This is a genomic window from Streptomyces sp. NPDC025638 (assembly GCF_055558775.1).
The window spans coordinates 1-21,042 of record NZ_JBVHLX010000008.1 but is presented as its reverse complement, the minus strand read 5'-3'; the positions used below and the strand labels follow the sequence as shown (position 1 = coordinate 21,042).

General features: G+C 70.3%; 21 protein-coding genes. 20 read left to right on the top strand and 1 reads right to left on the bottom strand.

Annotation, left to right across the window (positions count from 1 at the left end; genetic code table 11):
- The first annotated feature begins 104 nt into the window (after positions 1-104).
- The 7 genes from aroC to nusB all read left to right on the top strand — a co-directional run bounded on the left by aroC (position 105) and on the right by nusB (position 6,271).
- Positions 105-1,289 (top strand): chorismate synthase, encoded by a 1,185-nt coding sequence (gene aroC, locus ACZ4EG_RS21265; protein WP_467791688.1) that lies wholly within the window; start codon positions 105-107, stop codon positions 1,287-1,289.
- Positions 1,290-1,321: 32 nt separating this feature from the next.
- Positions 1,322-1,804 carry a shikimate kinase gene (locus ACZ4EG_RS21260; protein WP_467791874.1) on the top strand — a complete coding sequence of 161 codons (483 nt, stop codon included), beginning with the start codon at positions 1,322-1,324 and terminating at the stop codon, positions 1,802-1,804.
- Positions 1,801-2,892, top strand: coding sequence for a 3-dehydroquinate synthase (gene aroB / locus ACZ4EG_RS21255; RefSeq protein ID WP_453549439.1), 1,092 nt, complete (start codon positions 1,801-1,803; stop codon positions 2,890-2,892). Before ACZ4EG_RS21260 ends, aroB begins: the two co-directional genes overlap by 4 nt.
- A 222-nt stretch (positions 2,893-3,114) precedes the next feature.
- Positions 3,115-4,005, top strand: a complete 891-nt coding sequence (locus ACZ4EG_RS21250) for a Pro-rich N-terminal domain-containing protein (protein WP_390710838.1) — start codon at positions 3,115-3,117, stop codon at positions 4,003-4,005.
- A 104-nt stretch (positions 4,006-4,109) separates the two neighbouring features.
- Positions 4,110-5,216 (top strand): aminopeptidase P family protein, encoded by a 1,107-nt coding sequence (locus ACZ4EG_RS21245; RefSeq protein ID WP_467791687.1) that lies wholly within the window; start codon positions 4,110-4,112, stop codon positions 5,214-5,216.
- Between the two features lie 51 nt (positions 5,217-5,267).
- Complete coding sequence (gene efp / locus ACZ4EG_RS21240) at positions 5,268-5,834, top strand: elongation factor P (protein ID WP_046726575.1); 567 nt, start codon at positions 5,268-5,270, stop codon at positions 5,832-5,834.
- A 2-nt stretch (positions 5,835-5,836) separates the two neighbouring features.
- Positions 5,837-6,271, top strand: coding sequence for a transcription antitermination factor NusB (nusB, locus tag ACZ4EG_RS21235; RefSeq protein ID WP_453549432.1), 435 nt, complete (start codon positions 5,837-5,839; stop codon positions 6,269-6,271).
- A 196-nt stretch (positions 6,272-6,467) separates the two neighbouring features.
- Here the strand turns inward: nusB and bldD are convergent, their stop codons facing one another.
- The gene (gene bldD, locus ACZ4EG_RS21230) at positions 6,468-6,971 is read right to left on the bottom strand and encodes a transcriptional regulator BldD (protein ID WP_086170636.1); all 504 of its coding nucleotides are present in this window, start codon (positions 6,969-6,971) and stop codon (positions 6,468-6,470) included.
- Positions 6,972-7,225: 254 nt separating this feature from the next.
- On the opposite strand from bldD, the gene pyrR reads away from it, so the two are divergent.
- The 13 genes from pyrR to ACZ4EG_RS21165 form a co-directional block, all read left to right on the top strand.
- A complete protein-coding gene (gene pyrR / locus ACZ4EG_RS21225) occupies positions 7,226-7,807 on the top strand; it encodes a bifunctional pyr operon transcriptional regulator/uracil phosphoribosyltransferase PyrR (protein WP_453558045.1) in 582 nt (193 codons plus the stop codon).
- A 95-nt stretch (positions 7,808-7,902) separates the two neighbouring features.
- A complete protein-coding gene (locus tag ACZ4EG_RS21220) occupies positions 7,903-8,883 on the top strand; it encodes an aspartate carbamoyltransferase catalytic subunit (RefSeq protein WP_263206597.1) in 981 nt (326 codons plus the stop codon).
- A 5-nt stretch (positions 8,884-8,888) separates the two neighbouring features.
- Positions 8,889-10,175: a dihydroorotase gene (locus ACZ4EG_RS21215; RefSeq protein WP_467791686.1), complete on the top strand. Its 1,287-nt coding sequence runs from the start codon at positions 8,889-8,891 to the stop codon at positions 10,173-10,175.
- Entirely contained in the window at positions 10,172-10,750 is a 579-nt protein-coding gene (locus ACZ4EG_RS21210) for a PH-like domain-containing protein (RefSeq protein WP_467791685.1), read from the top strand. The genes ACZ4EG_RS21215 and ACZ4EG_RS21210 overlap by 4 nt, the downstream gene beginning before the upstream one ends.
- On the top strand, positions 10,747-11,904 hold the full coding sequence (carA, locus tag ACZ4EG_RS21205; protein WP_453558038.1) for a glutamine-hydrolyzing carbamoyl-phosphate synthase small subunit: 1,158 nt from the start codon (positions 10,747-10,749) through the stop codon (positions 11,902-11,904). Before ACZ4EG_RS21210 ends, carA begins: the two co-directional genes overlap by 4 nt.
- The gene (gene carB / locus ACZ4EG_RS21200) at positions 11,897-15,205 is read left to right on the top strand and encodes a carbamoyl-phosphate synthase large subunit (RefSeq protein ID WP_453558036.1); all 3,309 of its coding nucleotides are present in this window, start codon (positions 11,897-11,899) and stop codon (positions 15,203-15,205) included. Before carA ends, carB begins: the two co-directional genes overlap by 8 nt.
- Before the next feature lie 55 nt (positions 15,206-15,260).
- On the top strand, positions 15,261-16,376 hold the full coding sequence (locus ACZ4EG_RS21195) for a quinone-dependent dihydroorotate dehydrogenase (RefSeq protein WP_467791684.1): 1,116 nt from the start codon (positions 15,261-15,263) through the stop codon (positions 16,374-16,376).
- A complete protein-coding gene (gene pyrF / locus ACZ4EG_RS21190) occupies positions 16,373-17,218 on the top strand; it encodes an orotidine-5'-phosphate decarboxylase (protein WP_363296848.1) in 846 nt (281 codons plus the stop codon). The genes ACZ4EG_RS21195 and pyrF overlap by 4 nt, the downstream gene beginning before the upstream one ends.
- A 332-nt stretch (positions 17,219-17,550) precedes the next feature.
- On the top strand, positions 17,551-17,874 hold the full coding sequence (locus ACZ4EG_RS21185) for an integration host factor (protein WP_003977346.1): 324 nt from the start codon (positions 17,551-17,553) through the stop codon (positions 17,872-17,874).
- A gap of 60 nt (positions 17,875-17,934) precedes the next feature.
- A complete protein-coding gene (gmk, locus tag ACZ4EG_RS21180; protein ID WP_453558032.1) occupies positions 17,935-18,492 on the top strand; it encodes a guanylate kinase in 558 nt (185 codons plus the stop codon).
- Positions 18,493-18,530: 38 nt separating this feature from the next.
- Positions 18,531-18,803 carry a DNA-directed RNA polymerase subunit omega gene (gene rpoZ / locus ACZ4EG_RS21175; RefSeq protein ID WP_005319902.1) on the top strand — a complete coding sequence of 91 codons (273 nt, stop codon included), beginning with the start codon at positions 18,531-18,533 and terminating at the stop codon, positions 18,801-18,803.
- A 139-nt stretch (positions 18,804-18,942) separates the two neighbouring features.
- Positions 18,943-20,145: a bifunctional phosphopantothenoylcysteine decarboxylase/phosphopantothenate--cysteine ligase CoaBC gene (gene coaBC / locus ACZ4EG_RS21170; protein ID WP_467791683.1), complete on the top strand. Its 1,203-nt coding sequence runs from the start codon at positions 18,943-18,945 to the stop codon at positions 20,143-20,145.
- 238 nt (positions 20,146-20,383) lie between these two features.
- Positions 20,384-21,042, top strand: a 659-nt coding sequence (locus ACZ4EG_RS21165) for an S-adenosylmethionine synthetase N-terminal domain-containing protein (RefSeq protein WP_467791682.1), incomplete at its 3' end; no start/stop codon positions are given.

Sequence of the window (21,042 nt, the reverse complement as noted above, 5' to 3'; positions counted from 1 at the left end):
ATCGGAGGTGGCGGACCGGGGCCGCGCACCCGGTCGAGCCGTCGCCGTACGCGAGGTCGCGCGTACGCAGGGCAGTACCAGGGCGCGAGCACTGAGGAGCATCGTTGAGCAGGCTGCGTTGGCTGACCGCGGGAGAGTCCCACGGTCCCGCACTTGTCGCGACGCTGGAGGGCCTTCCCGCCGGCGTGCCGATCACCACGGAGATGGTCGCCGACCACCTCGCGCGGCGGCGGCTCGGCTATGGGCGCGGTGCGCGGATGAAATTCGAGCGCGACGAGGTCACCTTCCTCGGCGGCGTCCGCCACGGCCTCACCCTCGGCTCCCCGGTCGCGATCATGGTCGGCAACAGCGAGTGGCCCAAGTGGGAGCAGGTCATGGCGGCCGACCCGGTGGACCCGGAGGTCCTCGCCGGGCTCGCCCGCAACGCCCCGCTGACCCGTCCGCGTCCCGGTCACGCGGACCTCGCGGGCATGCAGAAGTACGGCTTCGACGATGCCCGGCCGATCCTGGAGCGTGCCTCGGCGCGTGAGACGGCGGCCCGTGTGGCACTCGGCGCCGTCGCCCGGTCGTACCTGAAGGAGACGGCGGGCATCGAGATCGTCTCGCACGTCGTCGAGCTGTGCTCCGTGAAGGCTCCGCAGGGTGTGTACCCGACCCCGGCGGACGTCGAGAAGCTGGACGCCGACCCGCTGCGTTGCCTGGACGCGGACGCGTCGAAGGCGATGGTCGCGGAGGTCGACCAGGCCCACAAGGACGGCGACACGCTCGGCGGCGTGGTCGAGGTGCTCGCGTACGGCGTTCCGGTGGGCCTCGGTTCGCATGTGCACTGGGACCGCAAGCTGGACGCCCGGCTGGCCGGTGCCCTGATGGGCATTCAGGCGATCAAGGGCGTCGAGCTCGGCGACGGCTTCGAGCTGGCCCGGGTTCCGGGTTCGAAGGCGCACGACGAGATCGTCAACACGCCCGAGGGCATCCGCCGTGTCTCCGGCCGCTCCGGCGGCACCGAGGGCGGGCTGACCACCGGTGAGCTGCTGCGGGTGCGGGCCGCGATGAAGCCGATCGCGACCGTGCCCCGGGCGCTGCAGACCGTGGACGTCTCGACCGGCGAAGCCACCCAGGCCCACCACCAGCGCTCCGACGTCTCCGCCGTGCCGGCCGCGGGCATCGTCGCCGAGGCGATGGTCGCCCTGGTCCTCGCGGACGCGGTGGCGGAGAAGTTCGGCGGCGACTCGGTCACCGAGACCCGCCGCAACGTCCAGTCGTACCTCGACAACCTGGCGATCCGGTGAGCGCCGTGCCCGCGGTCGTGCTCGTCGGCCCGATGGGTGTCGGCAAGTCCACGGTCGGGCAGCTGCTCGCCGAGCGGCTGGGCGTCGGCTACCGGGACACCGACGAGGACATCGTGGCCGCCGAGGGCCGGACCATCGCCGACATCTTCGTGGAGGACGGCGAGCCCGCCTTCCGCGCGATCGAGAAGCGGGCGGTGCACACCGCGCTCGCCGAGCACAACGGCGTCCTCGCGCTCGGCGGCGGCGCCATCCTCGACGAGGACACCCGCGCGCTGCTCGCCGGGAACCGCGTGGTCTACCTCTCGATGGACGTCGAGGAGGCCGTCAGGCGCACCGGCCTGAACGTGGCCCGGCCGCTGCTCGCGGTCAACCCGCGCAAGCAGTGGCGCGAGCTGATGGAGGCGCGGCGGCACCTGTACGAGGGGGTCGCCACGGCGGTCGTGTCCACGGACGGCCGTACGCCCGAAGAGGTCACCCAAGCATCGTTGGACGCACTGGAGTTGAAGGAAGCATGAGCGAGGCAGTGACGCGGATCCAGGTCGGCGGCACGGCGGGCACCGAGCCGTACGAGGTCCTGGTGGGCCGTCAACTCCTGGGTGAGCTCGCCGGGTTGATCGGTGACCGGGTCAAGCGGGTCGCGGTGATCCACCCCGAGGCCCTCGCGGAGACGGGCGACGCCCTGCGAGCCGACCTGGCCGGACAGGGCTACGAGGCCGTAGCCATCCAGGTGCCCAACGCCGAGGAGGCCAAGACCGCCGAGGTCGCCGCCTACTGCTGGAAGGCGCTCGGCCAGTCCGGGTTCACCCGCAGCGACGTGATCGTCGGCGTCGGCGGCGGCGCAACCACCGACCTCGCCGGATTCGTGGCCGCGACCTGGCTGCGCGGGGTCCGCTGGATCGCGGTCCCGACGACCGTGCTGGCCATGGTCGACGCGGCCGTCGGCGGCAAGACCGGCATCAACACGGCCGAGGGCAAGAACCTCGTCGGCGCCTTCCACCCGCCGACGGGCGTGCTGTGCGACCTGGCCGCGCTGGAGTCGCTGTCCGTCAACGACTACGTCTCCGGGCTCGCCGAGATCATCAAGGCCGGTTTCATCGCCGACCCGGTGATCCTGGAGCTCATCGAGTCCGACCCGGAGGCGGCGCGCACCCCGGCGGGCCCGCACACGGCCGAGCTGATCGAGCGGTCGATCCGGGTCAAGGCGGAGGTCGTCTCCTCCGACCTGAAGGAGTCGGGCCTGCGCGAGATCCTCAACTACGGCCACACGCTCGGCCACGCGATCGAGAAGAACGAGCGCTACAAGTGGCGGCACGGCGCCGCGGTCGCGGTCGGTATGCACTTCGCCGCCGAACTCGGACGCCTGGCGGGCCGGTTGGACGACGCGACGGCCGACCGCCACCGCACCGTCCTGGAGGCCGTCGGACTGCCGCTGCACTACCGCCACGACCAGTGGCCCAAGCTGCTGGAGACGATGAAGGTCGACAAGAAGTCCCGCGGCGACCTGCTGCGCTTCATCGTTCTCGACGGCCTCGCCAAGCCGACCGTCCTGGAGGGTCCCGACCCGGCCGTTCTTCTCGCCGCGTACGGAGAAGTGGGCCAGTAAGTCCACCGACGTTCCTTCTGCCCGAATCGCCTTCGCAGGCGGGCACTTTGCACCGCCCCCGGTCGTTTCACCAAACGACGGCCGGGGGCGGTACCGTTCGGATGGGGGCCCCTCCCATGCCCTTTAGGCTGTGGGGGAGAGCGGGTCCACACCCGCTGCCAGCACCAATTGCCCGCGGCGAGTGGTGGACCGAGCAAGAAGAACGAGACGGAGTGGCACCGGATGCAGCACGCAGTGGGATCTCCGCTGCCGCAGCCCCCTCAGCCGGGGCAGGGACCGGCCGCCGGCTGGTCGCCGGCCGCACACCACCCGGGTCCGCACCACCCGGGAGCCCACCAGGGTCCCGCACCCGTGCCGCCACCGCCACCGGCGCCGGGCTTCACCGGCGCCGGAATCCCGTCCGGACCGATGCCGCCCGCACCCCCGCAGCCCCCGGTCCCGCAGCACGCTCCCGCTCCGTCGACGCCCGACACCACCGGCCATGTGCCACTGCCGCCCGGCGGCCCCGTCGCCATGCCCAGCGCGCCGCCCGCCGCGGTCGCGCCCGACCCGACGGCCACGACGCTGGCCGTGCTGCTGATCGGCCCGGCGGGCGCGGGCAAGACGAGCGTGGCCAAGTACTGGGCGGACCACCGCCGGGTCCCCACCGCCCACATCAGCCTCGACGACGTGCGCGAATGGGTCCGCTCGGGCTTCGCCGACCCCCAGTCCGGCTGGAACGACCACTCCGAGGCGCAGTACCGCCTGGCCCGCCGCACCTGCGGCTTCGCCGCCCGGAACTTCCTGGCCAACGGCATCTCGTGCATCCTCGACGACGCGGTCTTCCCGGACCGCCCGGTCGTCGGCCTCGGCGGCTGGAAGCGTCATGTGGGCCCCGGCCTGCTCCCTGTCGTCCTGCTGCCCGGCCTGGACATCGTCCTGGAGCGCAACGCCGAGCGCACCGGCAACCGCCGTCTCACCGACGAGGAGGTCGCCCGCATCCACGGCCGCATGGCCGGCTGGTACGGCTCGGGCCTCCCGATCATCGACAACTCCCAGCTCGACGTCCCGGCCACGGCACGGGTCCTGGACGACGTCCTGGCCAGGGCGATAGCCAGCCCCCCGAACTGGTAGCCAGGGGCGTCGCCGCACCCGGCACCTCGCGGCCGAATCCACTCCGTCCCCCGACCGCACCCTCCCAACCGGCACAATCCGCCCACCGCTCCTACGCTCGTGTCATGTCAGAGGTGTACGCGGCCCGCCGAGCCAGGCTCAAAGAACGCTGCAACGCCGGCGGCAGCCCCGCCGCGCTGGTGTCATGCCCCGCCAACGTGCGGTACCTCGCGGGCGCGTCCCCGCAGGGTGCCGTACTGCTGCTCGGCAGACGCGAGGATCTCCTGGTGTGCGCCGGCCCGCCCGACGACCGCCCCTGCGAAGGGCGGCCGGACGAGAACCTGAGGGTGCACATCCTGTCCGGCAGGGGAGGCGACCCGGCGGTCGCGGCAGCCGGGCTCGCCACGGCCCAGGACGCCGACTCCATGGCCGTCGAGGAACACCACCTCACGGTCAGCCGCCACCGGGCGCTCGCCTCGACCGCCCCCGAGCTGCGCCTCGCCGACCTCGGCGGAGCCGTCGAACAGCTCAGGGTCGTCAAGGACGAGGAGGAGATCTCCTGCCTGCGGATCGGCGCCGAGATCGCCGACCAGGCGCTGGGCGAGCTCCTGGAGTCCATCCTGGTCGGCCGCACCGAACGGCACCTCGCCCTGGAACTGGAGCGGCGGCTCGTCGACCACGGCGCCGACGGCCCCGGCTTCCCCACCTCCGTGGCCACCGGGCCGAACTCCGGCCGCCGCGGCCACCGCCCGACCGACCGGCGCGTCGAGGAGGGCGACTTCCTCTCCGTCTGTCTGGGCGCCACCTATCGCGGCTATCGCTGCGAGATCGGCCGTACCTTCGTCATCGGTACCTCGCCTGCCGACTGGCAGATCGAGCTGTACGACCTGGTCTTCGCCGCTCAGCGCGCAGGCCGGGAGGCCCTGGCACCCGGTGCGGCCTACCGTGACGTGGACCGGGCCGCACGGCAGATACTGGATTCGGCAGGGTACGGAGAAGGCCTGCAGCCGCTCACGGGACATGGGGTAGGACTCGAAATCGACGAGGACCCGCAGTTGGCTCCCGCAGCCATGGGTAAACTGGACGCTTGCGTGCCGGTCACCGTCGAACCGGGGGTCCACCTCCCGGGCCGGGGCGGTGTCCGGATCGATGACACGCTCGTCGTGCGCCCCGAGGCGGACGGCGGACCCGAGCTACTCACCATCACGACCAAGGAGCTGCTCGCCCTCTAGGCAGGTGCGTGCCCCGGGGTCGTCCACGTCAGTCCAGGAGATTCCGCAACCGTGGCTTCCACGAACGACCTCAAGAACGGCCTGGTGCTCAAGCTCGAAGGCGGCCAGCTCTGGTCCGTCGTCGAGTTCCAGCACGTCAAGCCCGGCAAGGGCCCCGCTTTCGTGCGCACCAAGCTCAAGAACGTGCTGTCCGGCAAGGTGGTCGACAAGACCTTCAACGCCGGCGTCAAGGTCGAGACGGCCACTGTCGACAAGCGCGACATGCAGTTCTCGTACATGGACGGCGAGTACTTCGTCTTCATGGACATGGATACGTACGACCAGCTGCACATCGACCGGAAGACCGTCGGCGACGCCGCGAACTTCCTGATCGAGGGCTTCACGGCCGTCGTCGCCCAGCACGAAGGCGAGGTGCTCTTCGTCGAGCTCCCGGCCGCCGTCGAGCTGACCATCCAGGAGACCGAGCCGGGCGTCCAGGGTGACCGCTCCACCGGTGGCACCAAGCCCGCCACCCTGGAGACCGGTCACCAGATCCAGGTCCCGCTCTTCATCACCACCGGTGAGAAGATCAAGGTCGACACCCGTACGAGCGACTACCTCGGCCGGGTGAACAGCTAACCGTGGCTGCCCGTAACACGGCCCGCAAGCGCGCCTTCCAGATCCTCTTCGAGGGCGATCAGCGCGGGGCCGATGTCCTGACGGTCCTCGCGGACTGGATCCGGCTCTCCCGGACCGACGACCGGCAGCCGCCGGTGAGTGAGTACACGATGCAGCTGGTCGAGGGCTACGCGCAGCACGTGCGGCGCATCGACGAGCTGATCGCCCAGTACGCGGTCGGCTGGACGCTCGACCGCATGCCGGTCGTCGACCGCAACATCCTGCGGCTGGGTGCGTACGAGCTGATCTGGGTCGACGAGACCCCGGACGCCGTCGTCCTCGACGAGATGGTGCAGCTGGCGAAGGAGTTCTCCACGGACGAGTCGCCCTCGTTCGTCAACGGCCTGCTCGGGCGGCTGAAGGAGCTCAAGCCCTCGCTGCGCCGGGACGAGGCGTAAGCCGGAACGAGGCCCAAGAGGCATCGAAGGCCTCAGCGGTACAAACGCCACAGGGCCCGCAGCGCGACTGCTGCGGGCCCTCTGGCGTATTCGTACGTGTGAGCCCTGTGAGGCCCGCAGAAAGCCGCCGGGGTGGCCGGAACCATGAAGTTCCGGCCACCCCGGCGGCACGTTTCTGCACAAGTGCTGAGCGGGCTCAGCTCTCCTCGTGGGTGGCCACGGCACGGCGCGCGTCCGCGTCCAGGACACCCCAGCTGATCAGCTGCTCGGTCAGGACCGAGGGCGACTGGTCGTAGATGACGGCGAGTGTGCGGAGGTCGTCCTGCCGGATCGACAGCACCTTGCCGTTGTAGTCGCCGCGCTGGGACTGGATCGTCGCCGCGTACCGCTGCAGGGGGCCGGCCTTCTCGGCCGGGACCGTGGCGAGCCGCTCCAGGTCCAGGACCAGCTTCGGCGGCGGCTCGGCCGCGCCGCCCGGGGTGGTGCCCGGAAGCAGCTCCTGCACCGGAACACCATAGAAATCGGCCAGTTCCGCAAGGCGCTGCACGGTTACGGCGCGGTCGCCGCGCTCGTACGAACCGACCACGACCGCCTTCCAGCGTCCCTGGGACTTCTCCTCGACACCGTGGAGGGAAAGGCCCTGCTGGGTGCGGATGGCCCGGAGCTTGGCCCCGAGCTGTTTGGCGTATTCGCTGGACATATGGCTCCCCGGACACTGTGTCGACGCGGCCGGCTGTGGTTCCGAGCCGCGCGGCTGGTAACTCACTGTGAGGTTACGCAGCGTGACGCCCGCGCGTCAAGCCGAACGGTCCACACCGACTCTTCCGTGGTAGCGGTGGCCCATTACGCCATAGGGGTGATCAGGGGCGTCGCCGCGACCTGCTACCGTGGATGGCGCAAATCCGACGTCCTTTAAGGTCCGTCCCGTGAGGCGGAGAAGGAGGTCCGTTTCGTATGGACAAGCAGGACATTCAAGCGTCCGATGCGCGGCCCGTTCTCGAAGGGCCCGACATCGCACGGGTGTTGACCCGTATCGCCCACGAGATCGTCGAGCGCGCCAAGGGCGCCGACGACGTGGTGCTCCTCGGCATTCCGACCCGGGGCGTCTTCCTCGCCCAGCGGCTCGCCGCCAAGCTCGAAGAGGTCACCGACCGCAAGATCCCGGTCGGCTCCCTCGACATCACCATGTACCGCGACGACCTGCGCATGCACCCGCCGCGTGCGCTGGCCCGCACCGACATTCCCGGTGACGGCATCGACGGCCGGCTGGTCGTCCTCGTCGACGACGTGCTCTTCTCCGGCCGCACGATCCGCGCCGCCCTCGACGCCCTGAACGACATCGGGCGCCCCCGGGCGGTCCAGCTCGCGGTTCTCGTCGACCGCGGCCACCGCGAACTGCCCATCCGCGCCGACTATGTCGGCAAGAACCTCCCCACGTCGCTGCGGGAGACGGTCAAGGTCCAGCTCGCCGAGGAGGACGGTCGCGACACCGTGCTGCTCGGTGCGAAGCCGGCCGCCCCGGGCGAGCGGCAGTAGCGCACCGGCGTACGGCACCCGACGTACGCCCCGCACCCGCGCCCCCGCCTGCCCGGAATCTCCCAAAACCTGAACTGCCTTACGGAGCCTGACAGATGCAGCGTCATCTCATCTCGGCCGCCGATCTCACCCGCGACGACGCCGTCCTGATCCTCGACACCGCCGAGGAGATGGCCCGGGTCGCCGACCGGCCGATCAAAAAGCTGCCGACCCTGCGCGGCCGCACGATCGTCAACCTCTTCTTCGAGGACTCCACGCGGACCCGGATCTCCTTCGAAGCCGCGGAGAAGCGCCTGTCCGCGGACGTCATCAACTTCTCCGCCAAGGGGTCGAGCGTCTCCAAGGGCGAGTCCCTGAAGGACACCGCCCAGACCCTGGAGGCGATGGGCGTCGACGCCGTCGTCATCCGGCACGGCGCCTCCGGAGCCCCCTACCGCCTGGCCAACTCCGGCTGGATCGACGCGGCCGTCATCAACGCCGGTGACGGCACCCACCAGCACCCCACCCAGGCCCTGCTCGACGCCTTCACCATGCGCCGCCGGCTGATCGGCCGGGACGCCGGGCTCGGCCAGGACCTCGCCGGCAAGCGCATCACCATCGTCGGGGACGTGCTGCACAGCCGCGTCGCCCGCTCCAACGTCGACCTGCTGCACACCCTCGGCGCCGAGGTCACCCTGGTCGCCCCGCCCACGCTGGTGCCGGTCGGCGTCGGGAACTGGCCCTGCGAGGTGTCGTACGACCTCGACAGCACCCTGCCGAAGTCCGACGCCGTGATGATGCTCCGCGTGCAGCGCGAGCGCATGAACGCCGCCTTCTTCCCGACCGAGCGCGAGTACTCGCGGCGCTACGGCCTCGACGGCGACCGCATGGCCAAGATGCCCGAGCACGCCATCGTGATGCACCCCGGCCCCATGGTCCGCGGCATGGAGATCACCGCCGAGGTCGCCGACTCCGAGCGCTGCACCGTCGTCGAGCAGGTGGCGAACGGAGTCTCCATCCGGATGGCCGTTCTGTATCTGCTGCTGGGCGGCAACGAACCCGCCGTCACCCACGCCCGCACCCTTGAGGAGAAGTAGGACCCATGAGCAAGATCCTGATCCGTGGTGCGAAGGTGCTCGGCGGCGAGCCGCAGGACGTGCTGATCGACGGCGAGACGATCGCCGAGGTCGGCGTCGGACTGAGCGCCGACGGCGCGCAGGTGATCGAGGCCGCCGGCCAGGTGCTGCTGCCGGGCCTGGTCGACCTGCACACCCATCTGCGCGAGCCGGGCCGCGAGGACTCCGAGACCGTGCTGACCGGCACGCGCGCCGCCGCCAGCGGTGGTTACACGGCCGTGTTCGCCATGGCCAACACCTTCCCGGTCGCCGACACCGCCGGTGTCGTCGAGCAGGTCTACCGGCTCGGCCAGGAGCACGGCTACTGCGATGTGCAGCCCATCGGCGCCGTCACCGTCGGCCTGGAGGGCAAGAAGCTCGCCGAACTGGGCGCGATGCACGAGTCGGCGGCGGGCGTGACCGTCTTCTCCGACGACGGCAAGTGCGTCGACGACGCCGTGATCATGCGCCGCGCACTGGAGTACGTGAAGGCCTTCGGCGGCGTTGTCGCCCAGCACGCGCAGGAGCCGCGGCTGACCGAGGGCGCCCAGATGAACGAGGGCGTCGTCTCCGCCGAACTCGGCCTGGGCGGCTGGCCGGCCGTCGCCGAGGAGTCGGTCATCGCCCGCGACGTCCTGCTCGCCGAGCACGTCGGCTCCCGCGTCCACATCTGCCATCTGTCGACCGCCGGGTCCGTCGAGATCGTCCGCTGGGCCAAGTCCCGCGGCATCGACGTCACCGCCGAGGTGACCCCGCACCACCTCCTCCTGACGGATGAGATGGTGCGCACCTACAACCCGGTGTACAAGGTCAACCCGCCGCTGCGCACCGAGCGCGACGTGCTGGCCCTGCGCGAGGCGCTCGCCGACGGCACGATCGACATCGTCGCCACCGACCACGCCCCGCACCCGCACGAGGACAAGGACTGCGAGTGGGCCGCGGCCGCCATGGGCATGGTGGGCCTGGAGACCGCGCTGTCGGTGGTCCAGGAGACCATGGTCGACACGGGCCTGCTGGACTGGGCCGCCGTCGCCGACCGCATGTCCGTCAAGCCCGCGCTGATCGGACGGGCCGAGGGCCACGGCCGTCCCGTCTCGGCAGGCGAGCCCGCCAACCTCACGCTCGTCGACACCGCATACCGTGGCCAGGTGGACCCCGCGGGCTTCGCCTCGCGCAGCCGCAACACCCCGTACGAGGGACGTGAGCTGCCGGGCCGTGTCACCCACACGTGGCTGCGGGGCAAGGCGACGCTCGTCGACGGGAAGCTCACGTGACACCTGTAATCCTGCTGGCCGCCGACCTGGCCGAGAAGAAGTCGGCCGAGGTCACCGACTGGGCCGCCCGCGCCGGCTGGCTCGTCGGACTCGTCCTGTTCGTCGCGCTCGTCTACTGGCTGATGCGCGAGGGCTGGAAGTGGCGGGGCACCCTCCAGGGCGACATCCCGGAGCTGCCCAGCGCGCCGGACGACCTCGGCCCGGCCACACTGAGCATGAGCGGCCGCTACCACGGCTCCACCACCGCCGGGCAGTGGCTGGACCGCATCGTGGCCCACGGCCTCGGCACCCGCAGCCGGGCCGAGCTCACCCTGACGGACGCGGGCCTCGACGTCGTACGCCCCGCAGCGGCCGACTTCTTCGTCCCCGCCGCCGCGCTGCGCGAGGCCCGGCTCGACAAGGGCATCGCGGGCAAGGTCCTCACCGAGGGCGGCCTGCTCGTGGTCACCTGGGCCCACGGGGACCGGCTGATCGACTCCGGCTTCCGCTCCGACCGCGCGGCCGAGCACAACGAGTGGGTCGACACCATCAACTCCATGATCAAGACAAACAGCACGGAAGGCGCCGAACGATGACGACCTCCACCAAGGGAGCCGCCTCGCAGAGGCACAAGACGGCTCCCGCCGTACTCGTCCTGGAGGACGGCCGGATCTTCCGCGGCCGCGCCTACGGGGCCGCGGGGGTGACCTTCGGCGAAGCCGTGTTCTCCACCGGCATGACCGGCTACCAGGAGACCCTCACCGACCCGTCGTACCACCGCCAGGTCGTCGTGATGACTGCCCCGCACGTCGGCAACACTGGCGTCAACGACGAGGACCCCGAGTCGAAGCGGATCTGGGTCGCGGGTTACGTCGTGCGCGACCCCGCGCGCGTGCCCTCCAACTGGCGCGCCAAGCGGTCACTGGACGAGGAACTGCGCCACCAGGGCATCGTCGGCATCAGCGGCATCGACACCCGCGCGCTCACCCGCCATCTGCGCGAGCGCGGCGCCATGCGCGTCGGCATCTTCTCCGGCAACGCGCTGCCCGACGAGGGCACGATGCTGGCCGAGGTGCGCCAGGCCCCCGAGATGGAGGGCGCCGACCTCTCCGCCGAGGTCGCCACCAAGGAGACGTACGTCGTCCCCGCGATCGGGGAGAAGAAGTACACCGTCGCCGCCGTCGACCTCGGCATCAAGGGCATGACCCCGCACCGCATGGCCGAGCGCGGCATCGAGGTGCACGTGCTGCCCGCCACGGCCACCGCCGAGGACGTCTACGCCGTCGACCCCGACGGTGTGTTCTTCTCCAACGGCCCCGGCGACCCGGCAACCGCCGACCACCCCGTCTCCGTCATGCGGGCGGTGCTGGAGCGCGGCACCCCGCTCTTCGGCATCTGCTTCGGCAACCAGATCCTCGGCCGCGCGCTCGGCTTCGGCACCTACAAGCTGAAGTACGGCCACCGGGGCATCAACCAGCCGGTGCAGGACCGCACGACCGGCAAGGTCGAGGTCACCGCGCACAACCACGGCTTCGCCGTGGACGCCCCGCTCGACCAGGTCTCCGACACCCCCTTCGGCCGCGTCGAGGTCTCCCACGTCTGCCTCAACGACAACGTGGTGGAGGGCCTCCAGCTCCTCGACAAGCCGGCCTTCAGCGTCCAGTACCACCCCGAAGCAGCCGCGGGTCCGCACGACGCCGCCTACCTGTTCGACCGCTTCGTATCCCTGATGGAGGGCCAGCGTGCCTAAGCGCACCGATATCCAGTCCGTCCTGGTCATCGGCTCCGGCCCGATCGTCATCGGCCAGGCCGCCGAGTTCGACTACTCCGGCACCCAGGCGTGCCGCGTCCTGCGCGCCGAGGGCCTGCGCGTCGTCCTCGTGAACTCCAACCCGGCGACGATCATGACCGACCCGGAGATCGCCGACGCCACCTACGTCGAGCCGATCACCCCGGACTTCGTCGAGAAGATCATCGCCAAGGAGCGGCCGGACGCGCTGCTGCCCACCCTGGGCGGCCAGACGGCCCTCAACACCGCCATCTCGCTGCACGAGAACGGCGTCCTGGACAAGTACGGCGTCGAACTGATCGGCGCCAACGTCGAGGCCATCCACAAGGGCGAGGACCGCGACCAGTTCAAGCTGGTCGTCGAGGCGGTCCGGGAGAAGACCGGCCACGGCGAGTCCGCCCGCTCGGTCATCTGCCACTCCATGGAGGACGTCCTCGCGGGCGTCGAGCAGCTCGGCGGCTACCCGGTCGTCGTCCGCCCGTCCTTCACGATGGGCGGCGCCGGCTCCGGCTTCGCCCACGACGAGGACGAGCTGCGCCGTATCGCGGGCCAGGGTCTGACCCTCTCGCCGACCACCGAGGTGCTCCTGGAGGAGTCCATCCTCGGCTGGAAGGAGTACGAGCTGGAGCTGATGCGCGACAAGCACGACAACGTCGTGGTCGTCTGCTCCATCGAGAACTTCGACCCCATGGGCGTGCACACCGGTGACTCGATCACCGTCGCCCCGGCGATGACCCTCACCGACCGCGAGTACCAGATCCTGCGGGACATCGGCATCGCCGTCATCCGCGAGGTCGGCGTCGACACCGGCGGCTGCAACATCCAGTTCGCGGTGAACCCCGAGGACGGCCGGGTCATCGTCATCGAGATGAACCCGCGCGTGTCGCGCTCCTCGGCCCTCGCGTCCAAGGCGACCGGCTTCCCGATCGCCAAGATCGCGGCCAAGCTCGCCGTCGGCTACACCCTCGACGAGATCCCGAACGACATCACGCGGGAGACCCCGGCCTCCTTCGAGCCGACCCTCGACTATGTCGTCGTGAAGGCCCCGCGCTTCGCCTTCGAGAAGTTCCCGCAGGCCGACTCCACCCTCACCACCACCATGAAGTCGGTCGGCGAGGCCATGGCCATCGGCCGCAACTTCACCGAGGCCTTCCAGAAGGCGCTGCGCTCGCTGGAGAAGAAGGGCAGCCAGTTCACCTTCGTCGGCGAGGCGGGCCAGAAGGACGAACTGCTGCGCGAGGCCGTACGGCCCACCGACGGCCGGATCAACACGGTCATGCAGGCCATCCGCGCGGGCGCCACGCAGGAGGAGGTGTTCGAGGCCACGAAGATCGACCCGTGGTTCGTCGACCAGCTCTTCCTCATCAAGGAGATCGCCGACGAGCTGGCCGAGGCCGCCGAGCTCACCCCGGAGCTGCTGGCCGAGGCCAAGCGGCATGGGTTCTCCGACCAGCAGATCGGCGAGATCCGCGGGCTGCGCGAGGACGTCGTGCGCGAGGTCCGCCACGCGCTCGGGATCCGGCCGGTCTACAAGACGGTCGACACCTGCGCCGCCGAGTTCGCGGCGCGGACGCCGTACTTCTACTCCTCCTACGACGAGGAGACCGAGGTCGCGCCGCGCGAGAAGCCCGCGGTCATCATCCTCGGCTCCGGTCCGAACCGGATCGGGCAGGGCATCGAGTTCGACTACTCGTGCGTCCACGCCTCCTTCGCGCTCAGCGACGCCGGGTACGAGACCGTGATGGTCAACTGCAACCCGGAGACCGTCTCCACGGACTACGACACCTCCGACCGCCTCTACTTCGAGCCGCTGACCCTCGAGGATGTGCTGGAGATCGTCCACGCGGAGCGGCAGGCCGGTCCGGTCGCCGGTGTGGTGGTCCAGCTGGGCGGCCAGACGCCGCTGGGTCTGTCGCAGGCGCTCAAGGACAACGGCGTGCCGATCGTGGGCACGTCCCCCGAGGCCATCCACGCGGCCGAGGACCGGGGTGCCTTCGGGCGGGTGCTGGCCGAGGCGGGCCTCCCGGCCCCCAAGCACGGCACCGCCACGACCTTCGCCGGGGCCAAGGCCATCGCCGACGAGATCGGCTACCCGGTGCTCGTCCGCCCGTCGTACGTCCTGGGCGGACGCGGCATGGAGATCGTGTACGACGAGACCCGGCTGTCCTCCTACATCGCGGAGTCGACGGAGATCAGCCCGTCGCGCCCGGTGCTGGTCGACCGGTTCCTCGACGACGCGATCGAGATCGATGTCGACGCCCTCTACGACGGCCACGAGCTCTACCTCGGCGGCGTCATGGAGCACATCGAGGAGGCCGGCATCCACTCCGGCGACTCGGCCTGTGCGCTGCCCCCGATCACGCTGGGCGGCTTCGACATCAAGCGGCTGCGCGCCTCGACCGAGGCCATCGCCAAGGGCGTGGGCGTGCGGGGTCTGATCAACATCCAGTTCGCGATGGCGGGCGACATCCTCTACGTCCTGGAGGCCAACCCGCGCGCGTCCCGCACCGTCCCCTTCACGTCGAAGGCGACCGCGGTCCCGCTGGCCAAGGCCGCCGCCCGGATCTCGCTGGGTGCGACCATCGCCGAGCTGCGCGCCGAGGGGCTGCTGCCGGCCACCGGCGACGGCGGCGAGCTGCCGTTCGACGCGCCGATCTCCGTCAAGGAGGCGGTCATGCCGTGGTCGCGGTTCCGTGACATCCACGGCCGCGGGGTGGACACCGTGCTCGGCCCGGAGATGCGCTCCACCGGCGAGGTCATGGGCATCGACTCCGTCTTCGGTACCGCCTACGCCAAGTCCCAGGCGGGTGCCTACGGCCCGCTGCCGACGAAGGGCCGGGCGTTCATCTCGGTCGCCAACCGGGACAAGCGCTCGATGATCTTCCCGGCCCGTGAACTCGTCGCGCACGGCTTCGAGCTGCTGGCCACGTCCGGCACGGCCGAGGTCCTCAAGCGCAACGGCATCCACGCCACCATCGTGCGCAAGCAGTCGGAGGGCGTCGGACCGAACGGCGAGCGAACGATCGTCCAGCTCATCCACGACGGCGAGGTCGACCTGATCGTCAACACCCCGTACGGCACCGGCGGCCGCCTCGACGGCTACGAGATCCGTACGGCGGCCGTGGCACGGTCCGTGCCCTGCCTGACGACGGTGCAGGCGCTCGCCGCCGCGGTCCAGGGCATCGACGCCCTCAACCACGGCGACGTGGGCGTGCGTTCGCTCCAGGAACACGCGGAACACCTGACCGCGGCCCGCGACTAGCAGCCCTGAGGGGGACACCGGAAAACGGTGTCCCCCTCTTCATGAGGACACCGACATGTACAAGCTTTTCTTCCGTCTGGTTTTCAAACGGATGGACCCGGAGCAGGCCCACCACCTGGCCTTCCGCTGGATCCGCCTCGCCGTCCGCGTCCCGGTGCTGCGCATCTTCCTCGCGGCCGCCCTCGCGCCCCGCTACAAGGAGCTGCGGACGGAGGCGTTGGGACTGCGGATGCACGGCCCCTTCGGCCTCGCCGCCGGCTTCGACAAGAACGCCGTCGCCGTCGACGGAATGGCGATGCTGGGCTTCGACCACGTCGAGATCGGCACGGTGACGGGCGAGCGGCAGCCCGGAAACCCCAGGAAGCGACTGTTCCGCCTCGTCCCGGACCGTGCGTTGATCAACCGCATGGGCTTCAACAACGACGGCTCCCTCGCCGTCGCCGCCCGCCTCGCGACCCGTGAGCCGGTCTTCCGGACCGTCGTGGGCGTGAACATCGGCAAGACCAAGGTCGTCCCGGAGGCGGAGGCCGTGCGCGACTACGTGAAGTCCGCCGAGCGGCTCGCGCCGTACGCCGACTACCTGGTGGTCAACGTCTCCTCGCCGAACACGCCCGGGCTGCGCAACCTGCAGGCGACCGAGGCGCTGCGCCCGCTGCTGACCGCCGTGCGCGAGGCCGCCGACCGCACGGTGTCCCACCGCCGGGTGCCGCTGCTGGTGAAGATCGCGCCGGACCTCGCGGACGAGGACGTGGACGCCGTGGCCGACCTGGCCGTTGCGCTCGGCCTGGACGGGATCATCGCCACGAACACCACCATCGCGCGCGAGGGGCTCGGTCTGAAGTCGGACCCGTCCCTCGTCAAGGAGACCGGCGGGCTGTCCGGCGCCCCGCTGAAGGCGCGCTCCCTGGAGGTCCTGCGCCGGCTGTACGCGCGCGTGGGCGACCGGATCACCCTGGTGGGCGTGGGCGGCATCGAGAACGCCGAGGACGCCTGGCAGCGGATCCTGGCGGGCGCCACGCTGGTCCAGGGCTACAGCGCCTTCATCTACGAGGGGCCCTTCTGGGGCCGCGCCATCCACAAGGGGCTCGCCGCCCGGCTCCGTACGAGCCCGTACGCGACCCTCGCCGACGCGGTCGGCGCCGATGTCAGGAAGGCAGGAAAGACGGTATGACCGCCCTGGAACCCTTCGGCGCACGCCTGCGCCGGGCCATGGACGAGCGCGGCCCGCTGTGCGTCGGCATCGACCCGCACGCGTCGCTGCTCACGGAGTGGGGACTGAACGACGACATCGCCGGCCTGGAGCGGTTCAGCCGCACGGTCGTCGAGGCGATGGCCGACCGGGTGGCCGTGCTCAAGCCGCAGAGCGCGTTCTTCGAGCGCTTCGGTTCGCGGGGCGTCGCCGTCCTGGAGAGGACCGTCGAGGAGGCACGCGCGGCCGGTGCGCTGGTCGTCATGGATGCCAAGCGCGGCGACATCGGCTCGACCATGGCCGCCTACGCCGAGGCCTTCCTGCACAAGGACGCCCCGCTGTTCTCGGACGCCCTGACCGTCTCGCCGTACCTCGGCTACGGCTCGCTGAGCCCGGCGATCGCGCTGGCGCGGGAGAGCGGCGCGGGTCTGTTCGTGCTGGCGCTGACCTCCAACCCGGAGGGCGGCGAGGTGCAGCACGCGGTGCGGGCCGGCGGCCGGAACATCGGCGCGACGATGCTGGCCCACCTGGCGGCCGAGAACGCGGGGGAGGAGCCCCTGGGCTCCTTCGGGGCGGTCGTGGGCGCCACGCTCGGCGACCTGTCGTCGTACGACCTCGACATCAACGGTCCGCTCCTCGCCCCCGGCATCGGCGCCCAGGGGGCGACCCCCGCTGATCTTCCCGGGGTCTTCGGGGCGGCGGTGCGCAATGTCGTGCCGAACGTCAGCCGGGGTGTTCTGCGTCACGGTCCCGAGGTCGGAGCGCTGCGCTCGGCCGCGGATCGCTTTGCGGAGGAGATCAGGGCGGCCGTGACGGCCGTCTGAGTCCTCCGATGAGTCTCCGTCGGGGCTTGGGTATGTGTCCGAAGGGTGTTCCGGTGAGGGACGCCTGGACGTCCTGAGTCTGAATACATCCTCAAATCCGGGGCAGTATGTCTGAAATGTCCGGCCTGACGGAGGCTGACCAGGACTTTTCCGCTGTTCTCGCTGACTCTGGCGGTCTCGACCGCTAGTCTCCGAGCAGTGGGGACACCCCCACACCCATTAGGTAGTGGGGGAGAACGGGCAAGCGTGTTGCTCGTGGCTCCCCAGGTGTGGGGCGACTAGGTTCCTCACCGGTCCGTATCCGACAGTTCGACATCCGAGGTGACGTAGGCGTGGCTCTTCCGCCCCTTACCCCTGAACAGCGCGCAGCCGCGCTCGAAAAGGCCGCCGCGGCTCGCCGGGAGCGGGCCGAGGTCAAGAATCGACTCAAGCACTCCGGCGCCTCTCTTCACGAGGTCATCAAGCAGGGCCAGGAGAACGACGTCATCGGCAAGATGAAGGTCTCCGCCCTGCTCGAGTCCCTGCCGGGCGTGGGCAAGGTCCGCGCCAAGCAGATCATGGAGCGACTCGGTATCTCCGAGAGCCGCCGCGTGCGCGGCCTCGGTTCGAACCAGATCGCCTCCCTGGAGCGCGAGTTCGGCAGCACCGGTTCCTGAGTACTGGGCAGTCCGGGACTGGCGTCCCGGGCAACCCGGGATTGCTGGAATAATCGCTGCATGAGTGAACGTCCGCGGCTGACCGTGCTCTCCGGCCCCTCCGGGGTCGGCAAGAGCACGGTCGTCGCCCATATGCGCAAGGAACACCCCGAGGTCTGGCTCTCGGTGTCGGCGACCACCCGTCAGCCCCGTCCCGGCGAGAAGCACGGTGTCCACTACTTCTTCGTCACCGACGAGGAGATGGACAAGCTGATCGCCAACAGCGAGCTGCTGGAGTGGGCCGAATTCGCCGGCAACCGCTACGGCACGCCGCGTGCGGCCGTGCTGGAACACCTGGAGGCCGGTGTGCCGGTTCTCCTGGAGATCGACCTCCAGGGCGCCCGGCAGGTCCGTGACTCCATGGCGGAGGCCCAGCTGGTGTTCCTGGCTCCTCCCTCCTGGGAGGAACTCGTGCGCAGGCTCACGGGCCGGGGCACCGAGCCGCCTGAGGTGATCGAGCGCCGCCTGGAGGCGGCCAAGACCGAGCTGGCGGCCGAGCCGGAGTTCGATGTGACCTTGGTCAACACCTCCGTCGAGGACGTGGCCCGCGAGCTGCTAGCCTTGATGGACGTTGTGTGATCGTGTCTGATCTTTTCCCATCTTTCGGAAGGTAGAGCGTGTCCTCTTCCATCACCGCGCCCGAGGGCATCATCAACCCGCCGATCGACGAGCTCCTCGAGGCCACCGACTCGAAGTACAGCCTCGTGATCTATGCGGCCAAGCGGGCCCGCCAGATCAACGCGTACTACTCGCAGCTCGGCGAGGGCCTCCTCGAGTACGTCGGTCCGCTCGTTGACACCCACGTCCACGAGAAGCCGCTCTCGATCGCCCTGCGGGAGATCAACGCAGGTCTGCTGACGTCCGAGGCCATCGAGGGCCCGGCGCAGTAGTACTTTCAGATTGCGGTTGGCTTTATCCACAGGCCCGGCAGCGCGACTGCCGGGCCTGTGGTGTGCTCGGGGGTGCGGGGGTCGTTCCCGGCCCGTGATGCAGCATTGAGTCGTACGTTGTCGAGTTCGGGGAGCCACGGTGGACAAGCCAAGGGTCGTTCTGGGGGTCAGCGGCGGCATCGCCGCGTACAAGGCCTGTGAGCTGCTGCGGAGGCTGACGGAGTCCGGTCATGACGTCCGCGTTGTCCCGACCGCCTCCGCGCTGCACTTCGTCGGCGCAGCCACCTGGTCCGCCCTGTCCGGCAACCCCGTCTCCACCGAGGTCTGGGACGGCGTCCACGAGGTCCCGCACGTCCGCATCGGCCAGCACGCCGACCTGGTGGTGGTGGCTCCGGCCACGGCCGACATGCTCGCCAAGGCCGCCCACGGCCTCGCCGACGACCTCCTCACCAACACGCTCCTCACCGCCCGCTGTCCGGTCGTCTTCGCCCCGGCCATGCACACCGAGATGTGGGAGCACCCAGCCACCCAGGAGAACGTGGCGACGCTGCGCCGCCGCGGCGCCGTCGTGATCGAGCCGGCAGTGGGCCGGCTCACCGGCGTCGACACCGGCAAGGGCCGGCTGCCCGACCCCGCAGAGATATTCGAGGTCTGCCGCCGGGTGCTGGCCCGGGGCGTCACCGAGCCGGACCTGAAGGGCCGGCATGTCGTGGTCACCGCCGGCGGCACCCGTGAGCCCCTCGACCCGGTCCGCTTCCTCGGCAACCGCTCCTCCGGCAAGCAGGGCTACGCCCTCGCGCGTACGGCCGCCGCGCGGGGCGCCCGGGTGACGCTGATCGCGGCGAACACCGGCCTGCCGGACCCGGCCGGCGTGGACGTCGTCCCGGTCGGCACGGCCGTGCAGCTGCGCGAGGCGGTGCTGAAGGCGGCCGCGGACGCCGACGCGGTGGTGATGGCCGCCGCCGTCGCGGACTTCCGGCCCGCGAACTACGCCTCGGGGAAGATCAAGAAGAAGGACGGCCAGGACCCGGAGCCGGTCGTGCTGGTGCGGAATCCGGACATCCTCGCGGAGATCTCAGCCGACCGGGCGCGCCCCGGACAGGTGATTGTCGGTTTCGCCGCCGAGACGGACGACGTTCTCGCCAACGGCCGGGCGAAGCTGGCACGCAAGGGATGCGACCTCCTCGTGGTGAACGAGGTGGGGGAGCGCAAGACCTTCGGTGCCGAGGAGAACGAGGCCGTTGTGCTGGGCGCGGACGGCAGTGAGACGCCCGTACCCCACGGCCCCAAGGAGGCGCTGGCCGACATCGTCTGGGACCTGGTCGGGCCCCGTCTGGCCTGATTCGTTTCGGCCATGCGACGGCGCCTTCCCCGGTGACATTGTCGCGTGGCGGCACTGGCCAATGCCGCTCGGCATTGGGCAGAATGCGCGTGCCGCAGGTCACAGCGCTCCCGAGAGGCGAGACGGGTGGGCCGGTGGCGGAGCACGACCGATAAGCTGTTCTTGGACGACGCCGGGCGCAGCCCCCGTGTCGTCCGACAATGATCAGCCAGCAGCCGCTGCAACCCCAGGGAGCGTTGTGTCCCGTCGACTGTTCACCTCGGAGTCTGTCACCGAGGGTCACCCCGACAAGATCGCTGACCAGATCAGCGACACCATTCTCGACGCGCTTCTGCGCGAGGACCCGACCTCCCGGGTCGCCGTGGAGACACTGATCACCACGGGCCTGGTGCACGTGGCCGGTGAGGTCACGACCAAGACGTACGCGGACATCGCGACGCTGGTCCGCAACACGATCCTGGAGATCGGCTACGACTCCTCCAAGAAGGGCTTCGACGGCGCCTCCTGCGGTGTGTCGGTGTCGATCGGCGCACAGTCGCCGGACATCGCCCAGGGTGTGGACAAGGCGTACGAGACCCGGGTCGAGGGTGACGACGACGAGCTCGACAAGCAGGGCGCGGGCGACCAGGGCCTGATGTTCGGCTACGCGACGGACGAGACGCCGACGCTGATGCCGCTCCCGATCTTCCTGGCGCACCGCCTGTCCAAGCGCCTTTCGGACGTCCGCAAGAACGGCACGATCCCCTACCTGCGCCCGGACGGCAAGACGCAGGTCACCATCGAGTACGACGGCGACAAGGCGGTCCGCCTGGACACGGTGGTCGTCTCCTCGCAGCACGCGAGCGACATCGACCTGGAGTCGCTGCTCGCCCCCGACATCCGTGAGTTCGTCGTGGA